A 23134-nucleotide genomic window follows, 5' to 3' on the forward strand; every position below is an offset into this window, starting at 1 on the left:
GCTTTAGTACTCAGAGCGGGACTTGAACCCGCACGAACATTGCTGTTCACTGGATTTTAAGTCCAGCGTGTCTACCAATTTCACCATCCGAGCATTATGTGGTGTTGGAGCGAAAAACGGGGCTCGAACCCGCGACCTCGACCTTGGCAAGGTCGCGCTCTACCAACTGAGCTATTTTCGCATTTTCAATTCTTAGAAAGAACCGCAATACTTGTTCTGTATTGCGGAGGCAAATTTAGGACATTTATTGAATTATACAAGCCTTTTTTACAAAAAAATTACATATTAAAGTTAATGTTCTGATAACCTAAACTTTAAAAATAAATAAATTATTATCTAGTCAACATTCTTTTAATTTCATTCAATTTCATCAACGCTTCCATAGGCGTTATGGTGTTAATATCAAGACTGAGGATCTCTTCTTTAACTTCTTCCAATAGCGGATCATCCAAATTGAAGAAACTCATTTGCATTGGCTCTGCAGGCTCTCCTTTTAAGATTGATCCTTGTTTTGATGTTCTCACTCCATTTAAAGCATCACTAGAATGGTTACGCTCTAATTTCTTGAGTAGTTTTTGGGCTTTTAAAATCACTATTTGAGGCATTCCAGCCATTTTGGCTACATGAATCCCAAAACTGTGTGCACTTCCTCCTTTTACTAATTTTCGAATAAAAAGAACATTGTCTTTTAATTCTTTCACAGCCACATTGTAATTTTGTATTCTTGAAAGCGACTCACTCATTTCATTCAACTCATGGTAATGCGTAGCAAACAAGGTTTTGGGCTGGGATGGGTGTTCGTGTAAAAATTCGGCTATGGCCCAAGCAATCGAAATTCCGTCATAGGTACTGGTTCCTCGACCAATTTCATCCAATAAAACTAGACTTCGATCTGAAATATTATTCAAGATAGATGCCGTTTCGTTCATTTCGACCATAAAAGTAGACTCGCCCATAGAAATATTATCGCTTGCCCCTACTCTTGTAAATATTTTATCTACAATTCCCATTCGTAAACTTTCGGCAGGGACAAAACTTCCCATTTGAGCCAAAAGTACAATTAAGGCAGTTTGTCTTAATATTGCTGATTTACCAGACATGTTAGGTCCTGTAATCATTATTAATTGCTGTGTCTCTCTATCCAGAAAAACATCATTTGCAATATAAGGCGTCCCTACAGGCAATTGTTTTTCTATCACTGGATGTCTTCCGTTTTTGATATCCAATTCAAAACTATCATCCAATTCAGGACAAACATACTTATTCTCAATAGCTAACTGAGTAAATGAGCACAAGCAATCTAGTTGCGCTATTAAATTAGCATTCATTTGAACTGGTTTGATATACGTTGCAATCCAACTCACCAATTGTTCAAATAATTCGACTTCTATTTTATGAATTTTTTCCTCTGCGCCTAGGATTTTTGTTTCGTATTCTTTAAGTTCCTCTGTAATGTAACGTTCTGCGTTTACCAAAGTTTGTTTCCTAATCCATTCCGCAGGCACTTTATCTTTGTGCATATTACGAACTTCAATATAGTAGCCAAAAACATTATTGAATGAGATCTTCAATGACGAAATCCCTGTTGCCTGTGATTCGCGTTTTTCAATACCTTCGAGAAATTCCTTACCTGAAGTTGAAATAGCTCTTAACTCGTCAAGTTCAGCGTGAACTCCTGGCGCAATCGCATTTCCTTTGGCAATAGCCACAGGAGCATCTTGATTTAAAACCGATTTAATTTTTTCACGAAGCAAATCGCAACTATGCAAGCTATCCCCTATTACTTTTACTGCTTCTTGCTGACTTTGTAAAGCAAGTGTTTTTATGGGAATTATGGCATCCAGAGATTCTTTCAAGTAAATCACTTCGCGAGGCGATACTTTGCCAGCAGCAATTTTAGAAATCAATCGTTCTAAGTCGGATATTTGTTTGATTTGATTTTGAATGTTCTTCAAAACACTTTGATTCTCTTTTAGATAAGACACCACTTGATGCCTGCCTCTTATTTTATGACTGTCTTTTAAAGGCAAAGCAAGCCATCGTTTGAGTAGCCTTCCACCCATTGGCGAAAGCGTTTTATCAATCACATCAAGCAAGGTTACCGCATTTGGATTATAACTGTGATAAAGCTCTAAGTTGCGAATGGTAAAGCGATCCATCCAGACGTAAGCATCCTCCGCAATACGCTGAATTGAGGTAATATGTTGTACTTTATTGTGCTGTGTTTCGGACAAATAATATAAAATGGCTCCAGATGCAATGATTCCTTCATTCAAATCTTCAATTCCAAAACCTTTTAAAGATACGGTTTGAAAATGTTTTGTAAGCGTTTCAAAGGCATAATCTTGCTTGAAAACCCAATCTTCCAGATAAAAATTATGAAAGTCTTCACCAAAAGCTTCTTTAAATTCCCCTTTTTTGTTTTTTGGAATCAAGACTTCACTTGGACTAAAATTTTGAAGCAATTTATCGATATATTCCGCATTACCTTGAGCGGTTAAAAACTCTCCTGTAGAAACATCCAGAAAAGAGATCCCTATGATTTTATTGGCAAAATAAATTGCCGCAAGAAAATTGTTTGTTTTGGATTGCAAAACCTCATCGTTCATTGAAACTCCTGGTGTAACGAGTTCAGTAACACCTCGTTTTACAATGGTTTTGGTCATCTTAGGATCTTCAAGTTGGTCACAAATTGCAACACGAAGTCCTGCTTTGACCAGCTTAGGCAAATAAGTATTCAAGGAATGGTGCGGAAAACCCGCAAGTGCCGTTTCAGTTTCAGAGCCAGCTCCACGCTTCGTTAAGACAATTCCTAATATTTTTGAAGCCCGAACTGCATCTTCTCCAAATGTCTCATAAAAATCACCAACCCGAAATAAAAGACAAGCATCTGGATACTTCCTTTTGATCTCGTTATATTGCTTCATTAACGGCGTTTCCTTAACTACTTTATCTTTAGATGCCAATTTATTTTATGTTTAATAAATGAAAAAAATTAATTAGCGAATTTATATATTTTTAAACGAATTTAATGGACAATAAAAAATTAAATATTTTTGAGAAAAATTAAGCTAATGGCATGATTTTTTCTTTAACTTTGTAAATAGAATTTAAATTGAAAATAGATATGAAAAAAATAATTACCCTAGCGATGCTAGTTGTTTTAGGAGTTGCAACTTCTACTGCACAAGAAACTTCAAAAAAATTGAAAGCAACTACTGCTAAAGCTGCTCCAAAAGTGAATGGCGCAGGAATGGTTTTCGTAACTGAAACTATCGATTACGGTACTGTTGCTTACAACTCTAATGGTAAACGCGAATTTGTTTTTACAAATAACGGTAACAAACCTTTGATCATAACTAATGCTCAAGGATCATGTGGTTGCACAGTTCCAACATACCCAAAAGAGCCAATTGCTCCAGGAGCAAAAGGCGTTATTGGAGTAAACTATGACACTTCAAGAGGTGGTCAAGCTTTTACTAAAACAGTAACATTGACTACTAATGCTGTTGTTCCTACCAAAACACTTACCATAAAAGGAAATGTTTTAGCCGCTGATTCTTCAAAAAGCTAAATTTTAACTAAATATATTAAAAAGCTTCCATTAACTTCGGAAGCTTTTTTTTTGAATAATTAATAAAATATGAGAAAACTGGAAAACAGCGAACTGGACCGAAAATCTATTGAGGATTTTAAGCAATCGGAAAAAACACCGCTTATTTTAGTATTAGATGATATTCGCAGTCTGCATAATATTGGCTCCGTGTTCAGAACTGCCGACGCTTTTCTGATAGAAAAAATATATTTATGTGGTATCACTGCGACACCTCCAAACAAAGAAATTCACAAAACGGCACTTGGCGCAACAGACACTGTTGCTTGGGAACATTATGACAGCGTCTTGGAAGTGATTGAAAAATTAAAGGCAGGAAACATAATGACACTTGCTATAGAACAAGTGGAAAGCGCCGTTTTTCTTCAAAATTTTGAAGTTGAAAAAGAAAAAAAATATGCTTTAGTTTTTGGGAACGAAGTTCATGGCGTTTCGCAGGAAGCTGTTGCGTTATGTAATGGTTGTATCGAAATTCCGCAACTAGGCACGAAACATTCATTAAATATTTCTGTGAGTGCAGGAATTGTAGTTTGGGATTTATTTCAAAAAATGAATTGGCCAAAATAAAAGTTTAAAGAATAAATACCGCAATACTGCATCGTATGAAAATAAATACTTTCTTGAAAATAACAATAGTTTTTTTATCATTTGCACCAATGGCAACTTATTCTGCCATTCCTTTTGATATCTTAAATAAAAAAAATATTGTAATTTTAAAAGATACATTTAAATCAACTGCTACAGCAATTGCTCCAAGAATTACCGCAACAGGTAATCAAATTTACTGTCCAGGAACAACATTAAATATAGTAAATGACATCACCATTACCGGCTCAGATGTCACCGATACCGGAACCGAAGCTATTTATATCCAAGTTTCTACAGGATATGTTAATGGACAGGATAAAATTGAATTAGCTAATCCCACACTACACCCAAATATTGTCACTGAATGGAGTCCTCTAGAAGGAAAACTAAAATTATCCAGTGTTACACCACCCGCAAAAGTACTTTATACTGACTTTGTAAATGCGATCAAAGATATCGTTTTTAGCAACTCCTCGCCAACACCCTCTGGGAGCAGAACCTTTTCTATTACCCTTGGAGCAGCCAATTATTTACCAAGAAATGGTCACTATTATGAATATTTCCCCAACATAGGCATTAGTTGGACCGCCGCAAAAGCAGCAGCGGAACAGAAAAATTATTTTGGAATTCAAGGATATTTAGCAACAATCACCGCAGCTGACGAAGCAAAAATAGCAGGAGAACAAGCAAAAGGAAATGGTTGGATAGGCGGTAGTGATGCGGAAACGGAAGGCATTTGGAAATGGATGACAGGTCCAGAAAACGGAACTGTTTTTTGGAATGGAGGAATCAATGGCTCAAATGCTCCTAACCAATTTGCTTTTTGGAATAATGGGGAACCAAATAATAGTAATGGAAATGAGCATTATGTACACGTTAAAGCGCTTGATGTTCCTGGAACTCCCGGATCGTGGAACGATTTACAATTAAATGGTGATGCAAGCGGAAATTACCAATCAAAGGGATATATAGTAGAATACGGCGGAATGCCTGGCGATCCAATTCTTGAAATTTCAGCTAGTACCACGATAATAATTCCTCAAATTACAGCTACTACACCAGCTTCAAATTGCGGATCAGGAACTGTGACATTGCAAGCAATAGCATCCGGCGGAACCATTAATTGGTATGATACGGCAAATGGCGGAATTTTATTAGCAACTGGAAATACTTACACAACTCCTTTATTAAATACAACAACTACTTATTATGTTGATGCCGGCTGTTCCAATAACAGAACTGCAGTTACAGCCACTGTAAATACAACTCCTACTGTTACATCAACGAATACAACAGTTTCAAGATGCGGAGCAGGAGCCGTAACACTTCAAGCAACTACTGATGTTGGTAATATAAACTGGTATGCAAGTTCATCCGGTGGCGCAATTATAGGAAGTGGAACAAATTTAAATCTATCTAATATCACTCAAAACTCAACGTATTTCGCAGAGGCAATAAATAACGGTTGTACAAATGGGAATCGGATTGCAATTAACATCTTAATTGATGAGCCGCCTGTGATGACTGACCAAGAAATAATACTTTGCAAATCTGGCAACCTAACTCTTGATGCAGAAATCTCTAACTTGACTTATTTGTGGTCTACAGGTGAAACCACACAAACAATTCAGGTTACTACTCCAGGGACTTATAATGTAACCTTAACAAATAGCACCAACTGCAGCAGCTCCAAAAAAATTACTGTAACCGAACATGATGTTCCTGAAATCGATAGAATTGACGTAAACGAAACTACTGTTGTAATTTATTTGATAAATACGAAAGACTACTTTGAATATTCTGTTGATGGGATTAATTATCAAAGTACAAATGTATTTTTTAATGTAGCAAGTGGTTTGCAAACAGCATATGCACGGGAAAAAAATTCATGCGGAATTGATACTGCACCATTTGTAATATTGATAGCGCCAAAGTTTTTTACGCCAAACAACGATTCTTACAATGACGTTTGGGAAATAAAAGGGTTGTCAAATTATCCTGAGGCAGAAGTAACCATCTTTGATCGGTATGGTAAATTAATCACGAAACTAAGCGCAGCTAAGCCATCGTGGGACGGAACTTTCAATAAAAATCTACTTCCCGCAACTGACTATTGGTATGTATTAAAAATTGATGCGGGAAGTCCTGAAAAAAGAGGACACTTTTCATTAAAAAGATAAGGATTGAGAAATTGAGCTACTGAGTTATCTGGATATTTTTTTTTGTATTTCATCTAAAATATACAGATAATCTTCTTGATTTTTTACAAAATCTCTATCAGAAACATCAATAATAAGAACATTCAAATCGGTTTGTGATTTAATATAATCCAGATAACCGCTATTGATTTTATCTAAATATTCAGCTGGGATTTTTTGCTCGTAACTTCTGCCGCGTTTCTTAATATTTTGCAACAGCCTTTCTGAATTTTGGTACAAATAAATGTACAGATCCGGTTTTGGCATTTCTCTGTAAATGATATCAAAGAGATTTCGATACAAACGATATTCATCTTCTGCCAGTGTTATTTTGGCAAAAATTAAAGACTTAAAAATATGATAATCGGCAACCAGAAAATCTTTGAACAAATCAAACTGCGCTAAATCATCCGATAATTGCTGGTACCTGTCAGCCAAAAATGACATTTCTAGCGGAAAGGCATATCGGTTTTGATCTTTATAAAATTTGGGTAAAAAAGGATTATCGGCAAAGCGCTCCAACACTGTTTTCGCATTGAAATCCTCCGAAATTTTTGTTGCCAAGGTTGTTTTTCCCGCTCCAATATTTCCTTCAAAGGCTACATAATTAAATTGTTCCAGCGGAATATTTTGTAACGGATTAATTAATTCTTGAACTACTGTACAAACACTTTCATCCGGAGACAAAACTAATAATTCCGAAATATTTTTTTGAAGAATGGGATGTTTCCAATCTAAATTCAAATCTTGAATGGGCAGCAAAACAAAATTCCTATTTTGCATCAAAGGATGCGGAATTTGAAGTTTTTCAGTCGCAATAATTTCTGAATCAAAAGCAATCAAATCAATATCTATGATACGTGATTGATATTCTTGGGTTTTATTTCGCAAGCGACCTAAACGCTTTTCAATTTTTAAAACCTGAGTCAGAATTTTATGAGCTGAAGTAAAAGTGTGTAAAACGAGCGCACAATTATAAAAAGCATCACTATCAAAACCCCAAGCCGGAGTTTCATATAATTTGGAAACTTTAATTACAGTCCCAATTTCTTGATGTATCAATTTCAAACAATGCTCAATGTTTTCCAAACGATTGCCTTGATTGCTTCCTATCGATAAAATGACTTGATGTTGTGATTTCATAATTGGGTGCAAATTAACTAAAAGAATTTTAGAATTAGCAATATATTTGCATCCTATGCCGATAATTAAACTTGGAAATTCTAACCAATTGTTTGTAACGTTTCTATGCTTTTTACGACATATTAAAAAAATATAATTATGAAATTTTTAGGGAATGTATTAGCTACTATTATAGGTATTTTTGTTTTTTTTATGTTGTCCTTTTTTGGAATCATCCTCTTAGGAGCTATATTTGGCGGTGAATCCGAAGGTATTACAGTAAAAAATAATTCTGTAATCGAATTAAATTTAGAAGACATCACCAACGACTATGCAGGAAAATATAAAGATCCTTGGGTAACTATTTTTTCAGAAAACAAAAAAATAGGGTTATCAGACATTATTAATGCCATTGAGGAAGCCAAAACCGACAATGATATCAAAGGTATTTCTATCTTAAACAATACTTCATCATTAGGTATGGCACAAAGCAAAGCCTTGAGAGATGCTTTGGAAAGCTTTAAAAAATCAGGAAAATTTGTTATGGCTTATGCTAATTCGTATTCTCAAAAAGAATATTATTTAAATTCTGTTGCCAGCCCAATTTATATAAATCCGGTTGGAGAAATGGATTTCAAGGGATTGTCATCTGAAATTATGTTCTTTAAAGATTTTCAGGAAAAATCAGGATTAAAAATGGAGGTAATCCGCCATGGAAAATACAAAAGCGCTGTTGAGCCCTTTTTAGAAAATAAAATGAGCGATGCTAATAAAGAGCAAACTACTGCATTATTAAATTCCGTTTGGAGTTCTATCACCGCTGACATTTCTAAAAGCAGAAATATATCTGTAGCGCAATTAAATCAAATTGCCAACGGACTTCTTGCTCGAACTCCAGAAATGGCAAAATTACAAAAATTAGTCGACATTATTGCTTATGAAGATATGTATCATAACGCTATAAAAAAAGCGCTAAAAGTAGCAAATGACGAAGATTACAACAAAGTATCTGTTGTAGACTACGCTCAAAAAGTAGCTACCACATCCCAAACTTTTGACAGCAAAGACGAAATCGCCATTATTTATGCACAAGGAGAAATTCTAGGAGGTGAAGGCGATGTAAATGTGATTGGTGAAGGTTCGATGCGTCGCTCGTTACAAGAAGCAAGAAAAAATAAAGATGTAAAAGCAATTGTACTTCGTGTGGATAGCCCAGGAGGAAGTGCTTTGACCTCAGATTTGATATGGAGAGAAATTGAATTAACTAAAAAAGTAAAACCCGTTGTAGTTTCTATGGGGAATTATGCAGCTTCTGGCGGATATTATATTGCTTGTAATGCCAACACCATTTTTGCTGAAGAAAATACAATCACCGGTTCTATTGGTGTTTTTGGAATATTACCAAACTTTACACCACTAGCTACTAAAATAGGAATCCATACAGAACAAGTAAAGACTCATGAAAACTCAGCTGATTACAGTCCTTTTGTTCCCATCGATGAAAAATTCAAGGCAGTTACCTTAGAGAGTGTAGAACACATTTATAAAACTTTTGTAACACGCGTAGCTCAAGGTCGAAAAATGACATTTGCTCAAGTAGATGCTATTGCTCAAGGTAGAGTGTGGACAGGTTCTGAAGCTTTAAAAATTGGGCTGGTAGACAAAATTGGAGGTTTAGATGATGCTATTGCAAAAGCAGCTTCTTTAGCCAAATCAAAAAGTTACAGCACCAAAAACTATCCGGAATATGAGAAGAATTTTGATGATCTTTTAGCTAATCTTCCTTTCGCAAAATCAAAAGCTGACTTTATAAAAGAAGAAATTGGGGAAGAAAATTATCGTATGATGCAGGAAATAAAAAAACTGCAAGCACGAAAAGGAATTCAAGCCATTATGCCGTTTGAAATCAACATCAAATAACTTTTAAAAATACTCTATGAAAATCCGTTTAAATAATAATTTGAACGGATTTTTTTTTAATCCTAAAATCAAACTAAAAGGAAACAGACTGCTATTTGTCCATTCAATACAGACTCCTTAAATTATAATGCCCTATTTTTGTGGAGAACGGGCATCATTTTTGCTGAATATATAAATCTAAAGAGAATCGAATTATGCTAAAAACAATTTTAAAAATTATTGGAGTCCTGATTGTCCTATTCTTAGTTGCTATATTTGCTATCCCATACTTTTTTGAGGATCAGATAAAAGCTAAAATTGCCGAAGCTATTAATGAAAAAGTAGATGCAAAAGTTACTTTTTCGGATGTGGATTTAAGTTTAATCAAAAGTTTTCCGAGTGCCAATGTTTCTTTGGATCAATTAGTAATAATAAACAAAGCGCCATTTGAAGGTGACACACTAATTTCATTGGGCGAAGTGGATTTGAAAATGTCCATCAAAGAATTATTCAAAGGCAAAGAGGAAGCCATCAATATTGACGGAATTACTTCAAAAAATGGATTAATCAATATCATTTTCAATAAAGACGGTGTTGGGAATTACGATATCGCATTAAAAAATAAAGCAAATGAAAAAGGGGGCAAGAGCGATCCTTTATCATTGAAAATCAATAATTATAATATTGAGAATTTCAAATTTCGCTATTTTGATGAAAAATCTAAAATCAAAATGATAATTGATAGCATAAATCATGAAGGTGTAGGAGATTTTGCAGCACAAAAATTGGATTTAGTTACCAAGACAACTGCAAAAATTACTTTGGACATGGACAAAGTCAATTATATGAATAATGTTGCCTTGACTCTGGATGCAGTTTTAGGAATTGATTTAGAAAAAAGTAAATACACGTTCAAAGAAAACAAGGCGCTGATCAATCAATTACCATTGGAATTTGACGGATTTATCCAAATGGTCGAAGCCGGACAGGAATATGATTTGAAATTTAAAACCCCAACTTCTTCTTTCAAAAATTTCTTAGGAATTATCCCCGCAGCTTATGCCGCGAGTTTAGACAACGTGAAAACAACTGGAGATTTTACTGTGACTGGTTTTGCTAAAGGTTTGTATACTGATACAACAGTGCCAAAATTTAATGTTGAAATCGCTTCCAATAACGCCTCTTTTAAGTATCCTAACTTACCCAAAACAGTACAAAACATCATTATTGACACCAAAATTATTAATGAAACAGGGATTCTAAACGACACATATATTAACTTAGATAAACTCTCTTTTAAAATTGACCAAGACGTTTTTAATGCCAAAGCAAACATTAGAAATATCACACAAAATGCAATTGTTGATGCTGCTTTAAAAGGAACTATCAATTTATCCAACCTTTCGAAAGCGTATCCAATAAAGATGGACAAGCCATTGTCAGGAATTTTAAACGCTGATGTAACGACAAAATTTGATATGCAATCAGTAGAGAAAAGTCAGTATCAAAACATTAATAATGCGGGAACCATGAGTTTGTCCGGTTTTAATTATGTAGATGAGAACGGAAAAACAATGAACATCAGCAATGCTTTGATACAGTTTAATCCTAGCCAAGTCAACTTGAAAGAGCTGAACGCAACGACAGGAAAAAGCGACATTAGTGTGACGGGAGTTTTAGAGAATTTTTACGGATTTATATTTAGAAACCAAGAATTGAAAGGAAACTTTAACATGAATTCTAAACAATTAGCCGTTGATGATTTTATGACAACCGGTGAGACTACTAAAACTTCAACTAAAAAAGCCGATGCAATGAAGGTACCTGCTTTCTTAAATTGTACGCTAACCGCAAAAGCAACTACGGTTTTATATGACAATTTGACTCTGAAAGATGTTGCGGGTAAACTGATTGTGAAGGATGAAAAAGTGACTTTAGAAAATGTAAAAACATCGATTTTTGGAGGAACAATTGGTGTAAATGGAGCTGTTTCCACTAAAGGAAAAACACCAGTCTTCAATATGGATTTAAAATTAAATCAAGTCGATATTGCACAGTCGTTTACCCAATTAGATATGTTGAAAAAAATTGCGCCAATTGCTGGAATCATAAACGGTAAATTAAATTCAACCATCAAATTGAACGGAAACCTTGACGCAACAGAATTTACTCCTGATTTGAAAACGCTGACTGGTGATTTATTGGGACAACTGCTTTCTACAACAGTAAACTCCAGTAATTCGACTTTACTTACCGCTTTAGGTGCTAACTTGAAATTTATTGATGTGAGTAAAATAAATTTGAATGATTTGAAAGCAGCAATCACATTCAAGGACGGAAAAGTAAATGTAAAACCATTTGACATCAAGTACAAAGATATCAAAGCGACTATTGGAGGAACGCACGGTTTTGACCAAAGTATGAATTACAATCTGAAATTTGATGTTCCTGCCAAATATTTAGGTTCAGAGGCAAATGCTTTAATAGCAAAATTATCTGCTGCCGATGCTGCAAAACTCGAAAGCTTTCCTATAAATGCTGTATTAGTTGGTAATTTTACAAACCCAAAAATCACAACCGACATTAACAGTGCGGTAACAAAATTGACTACTCAGTTAGTAAACCAACAAAAAGACAGACTTGTAAAACAAGGAACGTCAGCTTTGACGGATTATATTAATAAAAACAAAAAACCCAGTGATACTACAAAAACGGCTACTCCTGCTACTCCTGCAACTAAAGAAGAGGTAAAAGCTAAGGCCGCAGCATTACTTAATGAATTGTTTAAGAAGAAAAGTAAAGCGGTAGATACTACAAAAGCAAACTAAAACAAGAATCCAAACTTACTGCTTAAAAAAATTAAACTATTAAGAAATTAAGAAAATTAAGCTCTAAACCTTAATGAAACTTAATTTCTTAATGGTTTTAAAAAAAACCAAAAACTGATTAGACATTTAAGAATATTAAGTTCTAAACCTCAATAAAACTTTATCCCTTAATGGTTACGAAATATCAAAAAACTGATCAAACAATTAAGAAAATTAAGCTCTAAATCTTAATGAAACTAATTCCTTAATGGTTTAAAAAACTGTGATTTTTATACATTAACCCGCACTAAATATCCTTCTGAGCCACGAATATTAAAAACAGTTCCATCTTCAAAAAGCAGATATTGTCCTTTTATTCCAGTGAGTTTTCCTTGAAACTGCGGTGTTTTATCCAAGCTCAAACTGTTTACTTTATTTGGATAACTCAATACGGGATAGTGCATCTCGTACAAGTCGTTTTTTTGTGAATAAAAGTATTCCTGAACTTCCGTTGGAATCAAATTTTCAACCTTTAATCGTTCTGCGATTAAGTCCATTTGCTCCACATTATTAGTCAGCATTTTTCTCCAATTGGTTTTATCGGCATAATGATTTTTTAGCGCTACCTCGGTAATACCTGCTAAATAGCGATTCGGAACTTCCACAATCGAAATGGCTTGGGTTGCACCTTGATCAATCCATCGGGTTGGCATTTGCGTTTTTCTAGTCACTCCTACTTTTACTTCGCTCGATAACGCCAAATACACAATATGTGGTTGCAATTGCACTTTCTGTTCATACGCTAAATCCCTATCCTGAATCCCTAGATGCGCGGTACTCAACTCCGGTTTCATAATCCAATCGCCAACAGCAGCGCTGGAATAAAAACAATCATAACAAAATCCCTGACGGAAAATTTTTTTCTTCTTCCCACAATTCAAACATTGATACCCCACAAAATTGATTTCCAGCTCTTTATTCAGCAACTGATTCACATTTAAAAATCCATTCTCAAAAACCAAATAATATTGAATTGGGCTTCCAAATTCGGATTGCATTTTTGTAAGTACTCCTTCGTATGTCATTGTGATTAAAGTTTCGGGTTTAACGCAACTGTTAAACAAATTTTATTATTTTTGGTAAAGTTATAACTCGTAATTCATAATTCATAATTTAAAAATGCCACTAACCATAATCAATTCGTTTGCCTCTTGGGTTCTCAAACAAAGAATTCATCAGATCGAACTCTTCCTAAAATATCCAAATGAGGTTCAGGAAGAATTGCTTATGAATTTAATTCAGACATCAAAAAATACTGCATTAGGCAAAGAATATGAGTATGCTTCGATACATTCCTACGCAACTTTTGCCGAAAGAATTCCTATTTCGACCTACGAAGAGTTACAGCCGCTGATTGAAAGAACCCGAAAAGGTGAACAAAATGTTTTTTGGGAAACACCTATAAAATGGTTTGCCAAATCAAGCGGTACAACTAATGCAAAAAGTAAATTTATTCCTGTAAGTAATGAAGCTTTAGAAGATTGTCATTATAAAGGCAGTAAGGATTTGCTGTGTATGTATTTAAACAACAACGAAGATTCCGAACTGTTTCTGGGAAAAAGTCTGCGTCTTGGCGGAAGTTCCCAAATCTATGAAGACAACAATACTTTCTTTGGAGATTTATCTGCAATTTTAATCGAAAATATGCCTATTTGGGCTGAGTTCAGCAGCACACCAAGCAACAAAATTTCGTTGATGAGTGAATGGGAAACTAAAATTGCAGCGACTATAAACGAAACAAAAAACGAAAATGTAACCAGTTTCGCCGGAGTTCCTTCCTGGATGTTAGTTTTAATGAATAAAATGCTGGAAAAAACCGGAAAAGGAAATCTATTTGAACTTTGGCCTAACTTAGAAGTTTACTTTCATGGCGGCGTAAATTTTGAACCCTACCGAGACCAATACAAAAAAATACTCCCTAAAAAAGACTTTAAATATTACGAAATATACAATGCTTCTGAAGGTTTTTTTGCCATTCAGGATCTAAATAATTCCAGTGATTTATTATTGATGCTGGACTACGGAATTTTCTATGAGTTCATTCCAATGGATACTTTTGGGACACCGGATCAAAAAATTATTCGATTAGCAGATGTGGAATTGTTTAAAAATTATGCTTTGGTAATTACGACTAATTCTGGTTTGTGGCGCTATTTGATAGGCGATACCGTTCGTTTCACATCATTGAATCCGTACCGCATTCGGGTTACGGGAAGAACCAAGCATCACATTAATGTTTTTGGGGAAGAATTGATGGTCGAAAATACCGATCAGGCTATAGCCAAAGCGTGTAAACTAACCCAAACCGAAGTGGTTGATTACACCGTTGCGCCTATATTTATGGAAGGCAAAGAAAAAGGCGCTCATGAATGGATGATTGAATTTAAAAACCCTCCAGCTGATGTATCGCAATTCCAGAAAGCATTAGATGAATCTATACAATCACTAAATTCAGATTACGAAGCGAAACGTTACAACAACATGACGTTAAATCCGTTAGTGATTAATGTAGCTCGAAAAAATTTGTTTTACGATTGGTTAAAAGATAGAGACAAATTGGGCGGACAACATAAAATTCCAAGATTATCCAACCAAAGAGATTATCTAGAACAACTGAAAAGTATGCAGTTTCAAACTATGTAAAAATGATAAGATGAAAAACACCTTTTACATCTTGATTGCACTTTTTGTATTGAGTTCCTGCGGACCGCACAGAATGAGTTGTGGTGCCCGAGGAATTTGTAAATCTCCCGAAAAACAAATACAGGAAAAGCCTGAAAAAATGTTTACCGTTCAAACATAAAACAAAAAGAGTCTGTCCGAAAAGTAATTTTGGGACAGACTCTTTTTAAAAATATTATATGACTTTATTTTTTCGCCACAGATTTAAAAGATTCTAACGGATTTCCCTCTATAAATCCAATTCGTTTTTCTCTAATCTATGGAAATCTTTTAAATCTGTGGTAAAATTATTGTTGGTATTAGTTACGGATAATCAAGATATATTAAGCACAATTTATTCCTCCTCCATCATATCAATATGCCTGTCGTGGTATCCTAACAGGTATAAAACACCATCAAGACCCAAACTGGATATAGAACTTTCTGCTTTTTCTTTTACCGTCGGTTTGGCATGAAAAGCAATTCCTAATCCTGCTAAATTCAACATCGGCAAATCATTGGCACCGTCACCTACTGCAATAGTTTGATTGATGTGAATCCCCTCTTTATCGGCAATGGCTTGAAGGTATTCTGCTTTCTTTTTACCATCAACGATTTCTCCAAGATAGTTACCTGTCAATTTTCCGTCTTTGATTTCTAATTCGTTGGCGTGAACATAGTCAATCCCTAATTCCTTTTGCAAGTACTTCCCAAAAAAGGTAAAACCTCCGGACAAAATAGCCGTTTTATAGCCGTAATATTTTAAGGCCTTCATCAATCGATGCGCACCTTTAGTTATCGGAAGATTTTCAGCAACGTTTTGCAACACGTCCTCGCTCAAACCTTCTAGCAAAGCCATACGTTGTTTGAAGCTTTCGCTAAAATCAATTTCGCCGTTCATCGCTGATTCTGTAATGGCTTTTACTTGCTCACCCACACCCGCTAACTCTGCTAATTCATCAATTACTTCCGTTTGAATCAACGTCGAATCCATATCGAAACACACCAAGCGTCTGTTTCTGCGGTACATATTGTCTTCCTGAAACGAAATATCCACATCTAATGTTCTGGAAATTTCCATAAAACTGGCCGTCATAAATGTTTTATCTACAATCGTTCCTGTAACTGATAATTGTATGCAAGAACGCGGAAATTCATCTTTCTCCAAAATAGAAACCCTGCCGGTTAATCTTTTGATTGCGTCAATATTCAAATTTTGATTGGACAGAATTTTGGTTACAGCCGCTAATTGAACCGCGGTCAGTGTCTCGCCTAAAACATTAATGCTATAGCGTTGTTTGCGTTGTCCTTTGACCCATATTTCATAATCAGCAATAGAAATTGGTATGAACTTTACTTTCACACCCAATTCATAGGCTTTAAACAATAAATCTTTCAAAACTGGCCCCGAAGAAGAACCCGCCTTGATTTCAAATAAAATACCTAAAGATAGCGTATCATGAATATCTGCTTGACCAATATCTAAAATAATGGCATCATAATTAGCCAGGATCGATGTCAAACCAGCAGTTACTCCGGGTTTGTCCTGTCCAGAAACTTTTAGTAAAATTACCTCTACATCTTCTATTTGCATTTTGTATATATTTGATTTAGAATGGACAAAAATCGACATTCTGACGTTGATAAAAAAAAATATTCTTCCTTTTTTCAAACAATAACAAATAGTGTAATTTCCCCATAAAAAAACCCGTTCAAATGAATGAACAGGTTTGTATTTTTAAGAAAAATGCAATTTTTATGATGCAATCTCCAAACGTTTCAATAAATTTTTATTCAACGTTTCTTTTGCGTATTCCACATCAATTTCAAGAATTTTGTTTTCAGAACTTGGTAATTCATACATCGCATCCGTTAAGATAGCTTCGCATAAAGAACGCAATCCACGAGCTCCTAATTTGTATTCTAAGGCTTTATCCACAATAAAATCCAAGGCTTCGTCTGTGATGGTAAAAGCTACCTCATCCATCAAAAACAATTTCTCATATTGTTTGATTAATGCATTTTTAGGTTGTGTCAAAATCGCACGCAAAGTTTCTCTATCTAAAGGATCCATGTGTGTCAAAACCGGCAAACGCCCAATAATCTCTGGAATCAATCCAAAATCTTTGATATCTTTTGGGATAATGTATTGCAACAAATTGTCTTTGTCAATATTATCAGTGTTTTTTGAAGTCGAATAACCTACGGCTTGACGGTTTAATCGTTTCGAAATAATTCTTTCGATTCCATCAAAAGCACCACCGGCGATAAACAAAATGTTCTGAGTATTTACCTCAACAAATTTTTGGTCCGGGTGCTTGCGTCCTCCTTTTGGTGGCACATTTACAACCGTTCCTTCCAATAATTTCAATAATGCTTGTTGTACACCTTCACCTGAAACGTCACGCGTAATAGACGGATTGTCGCTTTTACGTGCAATTTTATCTATTTCGTCGATGAATACAATTCCGCGTTCTGCTTTGGCAACATCATAATCGGCAGCTTGCAAAAGACGTGTCAAAATACTTTCGACATCTTCCCCAACATAACCTGCTTCAGTAAGAACGGTTGCATCAACAATAGCTAAAGGGACATCCAACATTTTTGCAATGGTTTTAGCCACTAATGTTTTTCCTGTTCCTGTTTGTCCCACCATGATGATGTTACTTTTTTCAATCTCTACCTCATCGTCTAATTGCTGTTGCATCAAACGTTTGTAGTGATTGTAAACCGCAACCGACATTACTTTTTTAGTTTGGTCCTGTCCAATTACATATTGATCCAAGAACGCTCTGATTTCTTTTGGTTTTTTCAAAATCAAATCTCCAACCAGTTTTGAACTTCCGCTGGACTTTAATTCCTCTAAAACTATTCCGTGTGCTTGTTCGATGCATTTATCACAAATATGTGCATTGATACCAGCAATCAACAAATTGGTTTCTGGCTTCTTTCTTCCACAAAACGAACACTCTAATACTACTTTTGCCATTCCTTTTAGTCTAATGTCATAAAGTCAAAAGTCGTAAAGTCTCAGCTATGCTTTTGACTTTATGACTTTTGAATTTCGACTAATAATTTATCCTCTTATTAAAACCTCATCAATCATTCCGTATGCTTTTGCTTCTTCAGCAATCATCCAATAATCACGTTCGCTATCTGCATGAACTTTATCAAATGTTTGTCCAGAATGATGAGAGATAATTTTATATAATTCATCTTTCAGTTTCAACATTTCACGTAAGTTGATTTCCATATCAGTAGCAACTCCTTGTGCTCCTCCTGATGGTTGGTGAATCATAACTCTTGAATGTGGCAAAGCCGAACGTTTTCCTGCAGCACCCGCACATAACAACACTGCTCCCATAGAAGCTGCCATTCCTGTACAAATCGTCGCTACATCTGGCTTGATGTATTGCATCGTGTCATAAATCCCTAATCCTGCGTAAACACTTCCTCCTGGAGAGTTCAAATAAATTTGAATGTCCTTAGAAGCATCAGCACTTTCAAGGAACAATAACTGTGCTTGAACGATGTTAGCAATTTGGTCATCAATTCCTGTTCCAAGGAATATAATTCTGTCCATCATCAATCTGGAGAAAACGTCTAATTGTGAAATATTCAACTGACGTTCTTCAATGATATATGGAGTCATGTTTTTAGGAGTCATTGCGCCTACGATTTTATCGTAATACATCGAGTTTACACCGTGGTCCTTTGTAGCAAATTTTTTAAATTCTTTACCGTAGTTCATCTTTTTATAAGTTATGAGTTATGAATTATGAGTTATGAATTCTTGACAGAACTTACAACTCTTCTCTTTTTTGTTTAGCCCAGATAGCAGTGAAAAGCTTTTTGAAATCACGTTACATTTTTTCTTGCAGGAAAAGAGCGACCTACGGAAGCTCCTTTTCTTGTTTAGAAAAAAGTAAACGAGATGAAAAAACTTGCAACGAATAGCTGGATTTGCTCCTGAAATCAATTCAGGATAAATTCAAATAAAAGAGCGCCAAAAAATATTTTTTCTGACGCTCAAATATAACTATTTTTTATTGTTTACAATCTGTAATCAAATCATAAAATTTGAAACAACTAACGAAATTATTTTCCGTTTTTTCAACTTTTGACTTTATGACATTTGACTTTAAGACTAGGATTTATTCTCCGTAAGAAGCAGCAATAAATTCTTCGTAAGTTACCTCTTTAGTTGTAGGATTTGCTTTTTCTTTGAACAATTCCAATAATTTCTCAGCAACAACTTGGTCAGAAAGTCTTTTCACTTCGTCTTGGTTAGACAAAACTCTAGCTACAATTCCTTGAACTTCTTCGTCAGTAGGATTTGTTTGCCCGAATTGCGCCATTTGTTGACGGATATTTTTTGTAGTGAATGTTTTCAAGTCTTCAAAAGTGATTTTGATATCCGATTGAGCCATTGCTCTACCTTCGATCAATTGAAAACGCAATCCTTTTTCAGAACGTGCATATTCTACTTCAGCTTCCTCAGGAGTCAATTTTTTCTCACCAACAGTTTGCAACCATTTTTTAAGGAATTCAGCTGGTAAATCAAATTTTGTGCTTTCGATTAAGAACTCAGTAACATCACCTAATAATTTTTGGTCTGCTTGTTGTGCAAATTGATTTTCAGCATCCTCTTTGATTTTAGCTTTCAATTCTTCTAGTGAAGAAATAGTTCCAGCACCAAACAATTTGTCGAACAATTCTTGATTTAATTCAGCTAATTCAGCCGTGTTGATTGCTTCGATTGTGAAGTTTACATCAACATCTAAACCGTGAACGTCATCATGACTTACTTTCATCACGTCCATCAATTGGTGGTCGTCTTCAAATAAACCTTTAGTATTTACAGTCACTACATCCCCTACTTTTTTACCTATGAACAAGTCAAAAGTTGCTTTGTCTTTGAAAAGATCAGCAGCAATAGTAGTAGCGTTATTAATTCCTTTTTCTTCGTTAGCGAATGTTCCAGTTACATCTGAATTTGCAGCAACAACTTCTTGAGGAATTGCAGTTCCAAATTGTTTTTGGATTCTTTCCACTTGACCGTCGATTAATTTATCGTCAGCTGTAACCACATATTTTACGATGTCGTTTTTAGCATCTAAGTCTAAAGTGAAGTTTGGTACTAAACCAATTTCATATTCAAAAACCAATTCTTCAGCATCCCAAGAAAAATTTTCGTTTACTTTAGGAAGTGGCGTCCCAAGAAGGTTTAATCTTTCAGATTGTACAAAACGCTCTAGAGCTAAATCAACAACTTTCTGAACTTCTTCTTGTTTAATCGCTTTACCGTATTGTTTTTCAACAAGATCTTTAGGCACAGCTCCTTTTCTAAATCCCTTAACAGTTGCTAAAGGCATTTTTTCGTTTATTCTTTTTGCAACTTGTCCTTTGTAATCCATGTGAACAACAGTCATTACAATTGTTTCCGTCACAGCGTCTATTGCTACTCTTTTGATATCCATCTTCTTCTTTAATTTACATAATAAAATTGGGTTGCAAAATTATAAAATTTTTGCAACCCAAACAAGCTTTTTAGTACTGAACCTTCGGGATTGAATTTTAGGCAGTTATTTACTAAAATCACAGGCCGAAAAAAGAAAATAATTTGGGTGTGTCCCTTCAGATTGCCTCGTCGTTCCTCCTTGCAACTTTGGGTCAGGCTGTTCGTTCCCGCTTTTTATCGCCTGCCAAAAAAAGGCAGTCTATAAAAGAGCTCCACTGCCATCCTTCACGCGGACCATGGTTTTCAAGAATATAAAGCTGTACATATAATTTGTACTAATTTATTTATATATTTGAAAACAGATAAGACGAAACAAAGAAGCGCAAAGCAAGTCAAAATTGAACGTATTATCGCAAATATGTCGGGAACAAAAAAGTTAGCCCCAAGATAAAAAACTTAGTAATCAATTTTAATTTTATTAATAACTTAAATTTTAACAATGACTAAAATTATATTAAAAGCAATTTTCATTTTTTCTCTTCTTTTTTCTTTCAACGAGACGCAAGCACAAGTAAGCGTTTCCTATTTTGGAAATTCAAACAATACAAAAATTGGTGTCGGATACGATTTTAATGAAAAATTATGGACAGAATTACGTATTTATTCAGGCACATCATTAGCAAATACAACTGCAGAAGCAGTTCTTAATTATAATTTTTTAAGAAAAGAAAAATTTCGCACTTATGTTGGAGGTGGAATCGTTGTAAATAACTTAAACGGAATTGTTGTTCCTGTCGGTGTTCAATTTACTCCATTCGAAAATTTGAATAATTTCTCTTTTCATATTGAATTACAACTAATGTATGAAGTAGATTATGAAGATACGTTCGTTAACGGATTTGGTGGAATCCGATATAAATTCAATTAGGAAATATTTGCCCCTGAATAATTTCAGTGGTCAACATTGTATAAAAACCATGCTATTAAAGTGCTTACCAAAAAAATTGGAACCGGTTGTAACCCCAGCTCCACAAAGTATTCTTTCAAAGAATCAATTTATCATATACGCTAAACAAAAATCCCTTATTTGCGGCTACAAAAATAAGCATATTTAAATTGAGTGTATAATGTCATGGATAATAACATTTGGCACAAAGGCGGGAGATTTTGCGCAACTAGGAAATAATAAACTTTTTATAACAGTTGAAATGAAAAAAATTATTTACATATTATTCCTGCTTTTTAGTCTATCTATAATTGGGCAAACTGAAAACTTAAAAAAGAACTTCAGAGTAGATTTGTTAACTGTTGAGAAAAACACTAAGGACACTTTAATTGGAACATTTACAGAAATATACTCTGGAAATAAAAGAATAGAGGCAAAATGTTGTACTAATTTTGATGGAATTGACATTTTTTATATTAATCCAAAAGACATTGTCGATAATAGAATTTACATAAATTTTATGACCGAAAATGTAAACCACATAAAAAGAAATTTATAATCAGAGGTGACTTAAAAACAACTATTTACCTTACATACGGAAAAACAGAATATAATTCTAAAATAGAGGATTTTGAAATGATGTTTAAAAAGTTAAATATAAAATCTGACGATTTTGGATATGGAACTGTTGATTAATAATTTACTCCAAAAAATGCTAATACAAAAAATAAATTTATCGTAGTATCTGACTTTTCTCTTCATAAAAATGCCTCCAAATAGCTTTTGCTTTTTTTGGAGGCATTTCATTTTAACCAATAAAAAATAGCTTTTTTTAAAGCGATTAGTTGAACTGAGAAGCTATGAATTCAATTAAACTTTCATCATTCATTTTATTAGAAGTACTATCTTTAGTCTCAACATTTTTATATTGTGGAGTCTCTTTCAAATATTTAATAAATTGTTCTTGAGCAGTACCTGTTCCTGTTACATGCAATTCATCAACATTTTGCATATGAGCAGAAATGTTTTTGAAAAGTTTATGAAGCAAATCTCTTTCGGCATTATTTGCTGCGTTTTCGCTTGAATTACTGCCTTGTCCGTCAACTTTTTCGTGACCTAAAATTACGAACGCACCTGAATCTACATTTTCTCTTCCTACAATAGTTGCATGATGTGAATCCATCCAAACACCAAATTGTTTTTTGTTTTTTTCTGACATTATTATATGTTTTAAATTAATACTTATTTCTCATCCTAGCATGATTTATAATTATTTAAACTCCTTTTACAGTTGTTCCAACTGCCAAAACAAAGAAACCAATAAGCAATAGTATATAATTATGTTCCGTTAAAAATTGAACATCTATGTAATGTCCTATGATTCCAAGTATACCGCTAATCAATCCTATAATCCAAGTTATTTTCTTTGGTGCTGAGGGGTTGTTCATGTAAATAATTTTAAATGATGGTTCAAATAATTTGTTTCCAGAAGCAAAAATAATCTATGCGTTGGCAAAAAAGTATTACAATTTCTAGCAATAATTGTATAATTCACACATTTTCAACATACAAGCTTCGCAATCATCTCTTTATGTCAGTTCCTTAAAATTTGGTGCACATTGAGCTATTTTTCGCAAAAGATTCGAGGCTTAAAGCCCAAACTAAAGGAAAAAATTAAGCATACAAAAATGAAATCAATAGTACTAAGAAGTACTTCTACAGAGATAAAAAACGATTTATAAATTATAAAAAAACAGTAGGTAGGAATGAAGAGCTGAT

The 23134-nt window shown here is 34.4% G+C and carries 18 protein-coding genes and 2 tRNA genes; 9 read left to right on the forward strand and 11 right to left on the reverse strand.

Going from position 1 to position 23134, the window contains the following annotated elements:
- Nucleotides 1-7 precede the first annotated feature (7 nt).
- The 3 genes from DFR66_RS08055 to mutS all read right to left on the reverse strand — a co-directional run bounded on the left by DFR66_RS08055 (nt 8) and on the right by mutS (nt 2966).
- Nucleotides 8-93, reverse strand: a tRNA-Leu gene (locus DFR66_RS08055).
- Nucleotides 94-105: 12 nt separating this feature from the next.
- Nucleotides 106-181, reverse strand: a tRNA-Gly gene (locus DFR66_RS08060).
- A 151-nt stretch (nt 182-332) separates the two neighbouring features.
- Complete coding sequence (gene mutS / locus DFR66_RS08065) at nt 333-2966, reverse strand: DNA mismatch repair protein MutS (protein WP_167400501.1); 2634 nt, start codon at nt 2964-2966, stop codon at nt 333-335.
- Between the two features lie 161 nt (nt 2967-3127).
- Here mutS and DFR66_RS08070 point away from each other — a divergent pair, with 161 nt between their 5' ends.
- From DFR66_RS08070 to DFR66_RS08080, 3 genes are all read left to right on the forward strand, one after another.
- Complete coding sequence (locus DFR66_RS08070; protein WP_114754322.1) at nt 3128-3574, forward strand: DUF1573 domain-containing protein; 447 nt, start codon at nt 3128-3130, stop codon at nt 3572-3574.
- A gap of 69 nt (nt 3575-3643) precedes the next feature.
- Nucleotides 3644-4180: an RNA methyltransferase gene (locus DFR66_RS08075; protein ID WP_114754323.1), complete on the forward strand. Its 537-nt coding sequence runs from the start codon at nt 3644-3646 to the stop codon at nt 4178-4180.
- 35 nt (nt 4181-4215) lie between these two features.
- A complete protein-coding gene (locus DFR66_RS08080; protein WP_114754324.1) occupies nt 4216-6381 on the forward strand; it encodes an Ig-like domain-containing protein in 2166 nt (721 codons plus the stop codon).
- A gap of 24 nt (nt 6382-6405) precedes the next feature.
- On the opposite strand, the gene folK is transcribed toward DFR66_RS08080, so the two are convergent.
- Nucleotides 6406-7542, reverse strand: a complete 1137-nt coding sequence (gene folK / locus DFR66_RS08085; protein ID WP_114754325.1) for a 2-amino-4-hydroxy-6-hydroxymethyldihydropteridine diphosphokinase — start codon at nt 7540-7542, stop codon at nt 6406-6408.
- A gap of 138 nt (nt 7543-7680) precedes the next feature.
- Here folK and sppA point away from each other — a divergent pair, with 138 nt between their 5' ends.
- Nucleotides 7681-9441, forward strand: coding sequence for a signal peptide peptidase SppA (sppA, locus tag DFR66_RS08090; protein ID WP_114754326.1), 1761 nt, complete (start codon nt 7681-7683; stop codon nt 9439-9441).
- A gap of 194 nt (nt 9442-9635) precedes the next feature.
- Nucleotides 9636-12248 carry an AsmA-like C-terminal region-containing protein gene (locus tag DFR66_RS08095; RefSeq protein WP_114754327.1) on the forward strand — a complete coding sequence of 871 codons (2613 nt, stop codon included), beginning with the start codon at nt 9636-9638 and terminating at the stop codon, nt 12246-12248.
- A 269-nt stretch (nt 12249-12517) separates the two neighbouring features.
- Here the strand turns inward: DFR66_RS08095 and DFR66_RS08100 are convergent, their stop codons facing one another.
- Nucleotides 12518-13312 (reverse strand): DUF2797 domain-containing protein, encoded by a 795-nt coding sequence (locus DFR66_RS08100; RefSeq protein ID WP_114754328.1) that lies wholly within the window; start codon nt 13310-13312, stop codon nt 12518-12520.
- A gap of 94 nt (nt 13313-13406) precedes the next feature.
- Between DFR66_RS08100 and DFR66_RS08105 the strand changes: the two genes are divergently transcribed.
- Nucleotides 13407-14930 (forward strand): GH3 auxin-responsive promoter family protein, encoded by a 1524-nt coding sequence (locus tag DFR66_RS08105; RefSeq protein ID WP_114754329.1) that lies wholly within the window; start codon nt 13407-13409, stop codon nt 14928-14930.
- Nucleotides 14931-14940: 10 nt separating this feature from the next.
- The gene (locus DFR66_RS13895; RefSeq protein WP_158634642.1) at nt 14941-15090 is read left to right on the forward strand and encodes a hypothetical protein; all 150 of its coding nucleotides are present in this window, start codon (nt 14941-14943) and stop codon (nt 15088-15090) included.
- A 213-nt stretch (nt 15091-15303) separates the two neighbouring features.
- Here DFR66_RS13895 and serB read toward each other — a convergent pair whose 3' ends face one another.
- The 4 genes from serB to DFR66_RS08125 all read right to left on the reverse strand — a co-directional run bounded on the left by serB (nt 15304) and on the right by DFR66_RS08125 (nt 20428).
- Nucleotides 15304-16542: a phosphoserine phosphatase SerB gene (gene serB / locus DFR66_RS08110; RefSeq protein ID WP_114754330.1), complete on the reverse strand. Its 1239-nt coding sequence runs from the start codon at nt 16540-16542 to the stop codon at nt 15304-15306.
- A gap of 162 nt (nt 16543-16704) precedes the next feature.
- Nucleotides 16705-17937: an ATP-dependent Clp protease ATP-binding subunit ClpX gene (clpX, locus tag DFR66_RS08115; protein ID WP_114754331.1), complete on the reverse strand. Its 1233-nt coding sequence runs from the start codon at nt 17935-17937 to the stop codon at nt 16705-16707.
- A gap of 87 nt (nt 17938-18024) precedes the next feature.
- The gene (clpP, locus tag DFR66_RS08120; RefSeq protein ID WP_114754332.1) at nt 18025-18699 is read right to left on the reverse strand and encodes an ATP-dependent Clp endopeptidase proteolytic subunit ClpP; all 675 of its coding nucleotides are present in this window, start codon (nt 18697-18699) and stop codon (nt 18025-18027) included.
- Nucleotides 18700-19102: 403 nt separating this feature from the next.
- The gene (locus DFR66_RS08125; protein WP_114754333.1) at nt 19103-20428 is read right to left on the reverse strand and encodes a trigger factor; all 1326 of its coding nucleotides are present in this window, start codon (nt 20426-20428) and stop codon (nt 19103-19105) included.
- Nucleotides 20429-20908: 480 nt separating this feature from the next.
- Between DFR66_RS08125 and DFR66_RS08130 the strand changes: the two genes are divergently transcribed.
- The gene (locus DFR66_RS08130) at nt 20909-21337 is read left to right on the forward strand and encodes a hypothetical protein (protein ID WP_114754334.1); all 429 of its coding nucleotides are present in this window, start codon (nt 20909-20911) and stop codon (nt 21335-21337) included.
- Nucleotides 21338-21536: 199 nt separating this feature from the next.
- Complete coding sequence (locus tag DFR66_RS08135; RefSeq protein WP_114754335.1) at nt 21537-21914, forward strand: hypothetical protein; 378 nt, start codon at nt 21537-21539, stop codon at nt 21912-21914.
- Between the two features lie 282 nt (nt 21915-22196).
- Here DFR66_RS08135 and DFR66_RS08140 read toward each other — a convergent pair whose 3' ends face one another.
- A complete protein-coding gene (locus DFR66_RS08140) occupies nt 22197-22574 on the reverse strand; it encodes a hypothetical protein (RefSeq protein ID WP_114754336.1) in 378 nt (125 codons plus the stop codon).
- A 55-nt stretch (nt 22575-22629) separates the two neighbouring features.
- A complete protein-coding gene (locus tag DFR66_RS13900) occupies nt 22630-22803 on the reverse strand; it encodes a hypothetical protein (RefSeq protein ID WP_167400502.1) in 174 nt (57 codons plus the stop codon).
- Nucleotides 22804-23134: the final 331 nt, after the last annotated feature.

It is taken from the genome of Flavobacterium glaciei, assembly GCF_003350545.1.
Lineage (GTDB): Bacteria > Bacteroidota > Bacteroidia > Flavobacteriales > Flavobacteriaceae > Flavobacterium > Flavobacterium glaciei.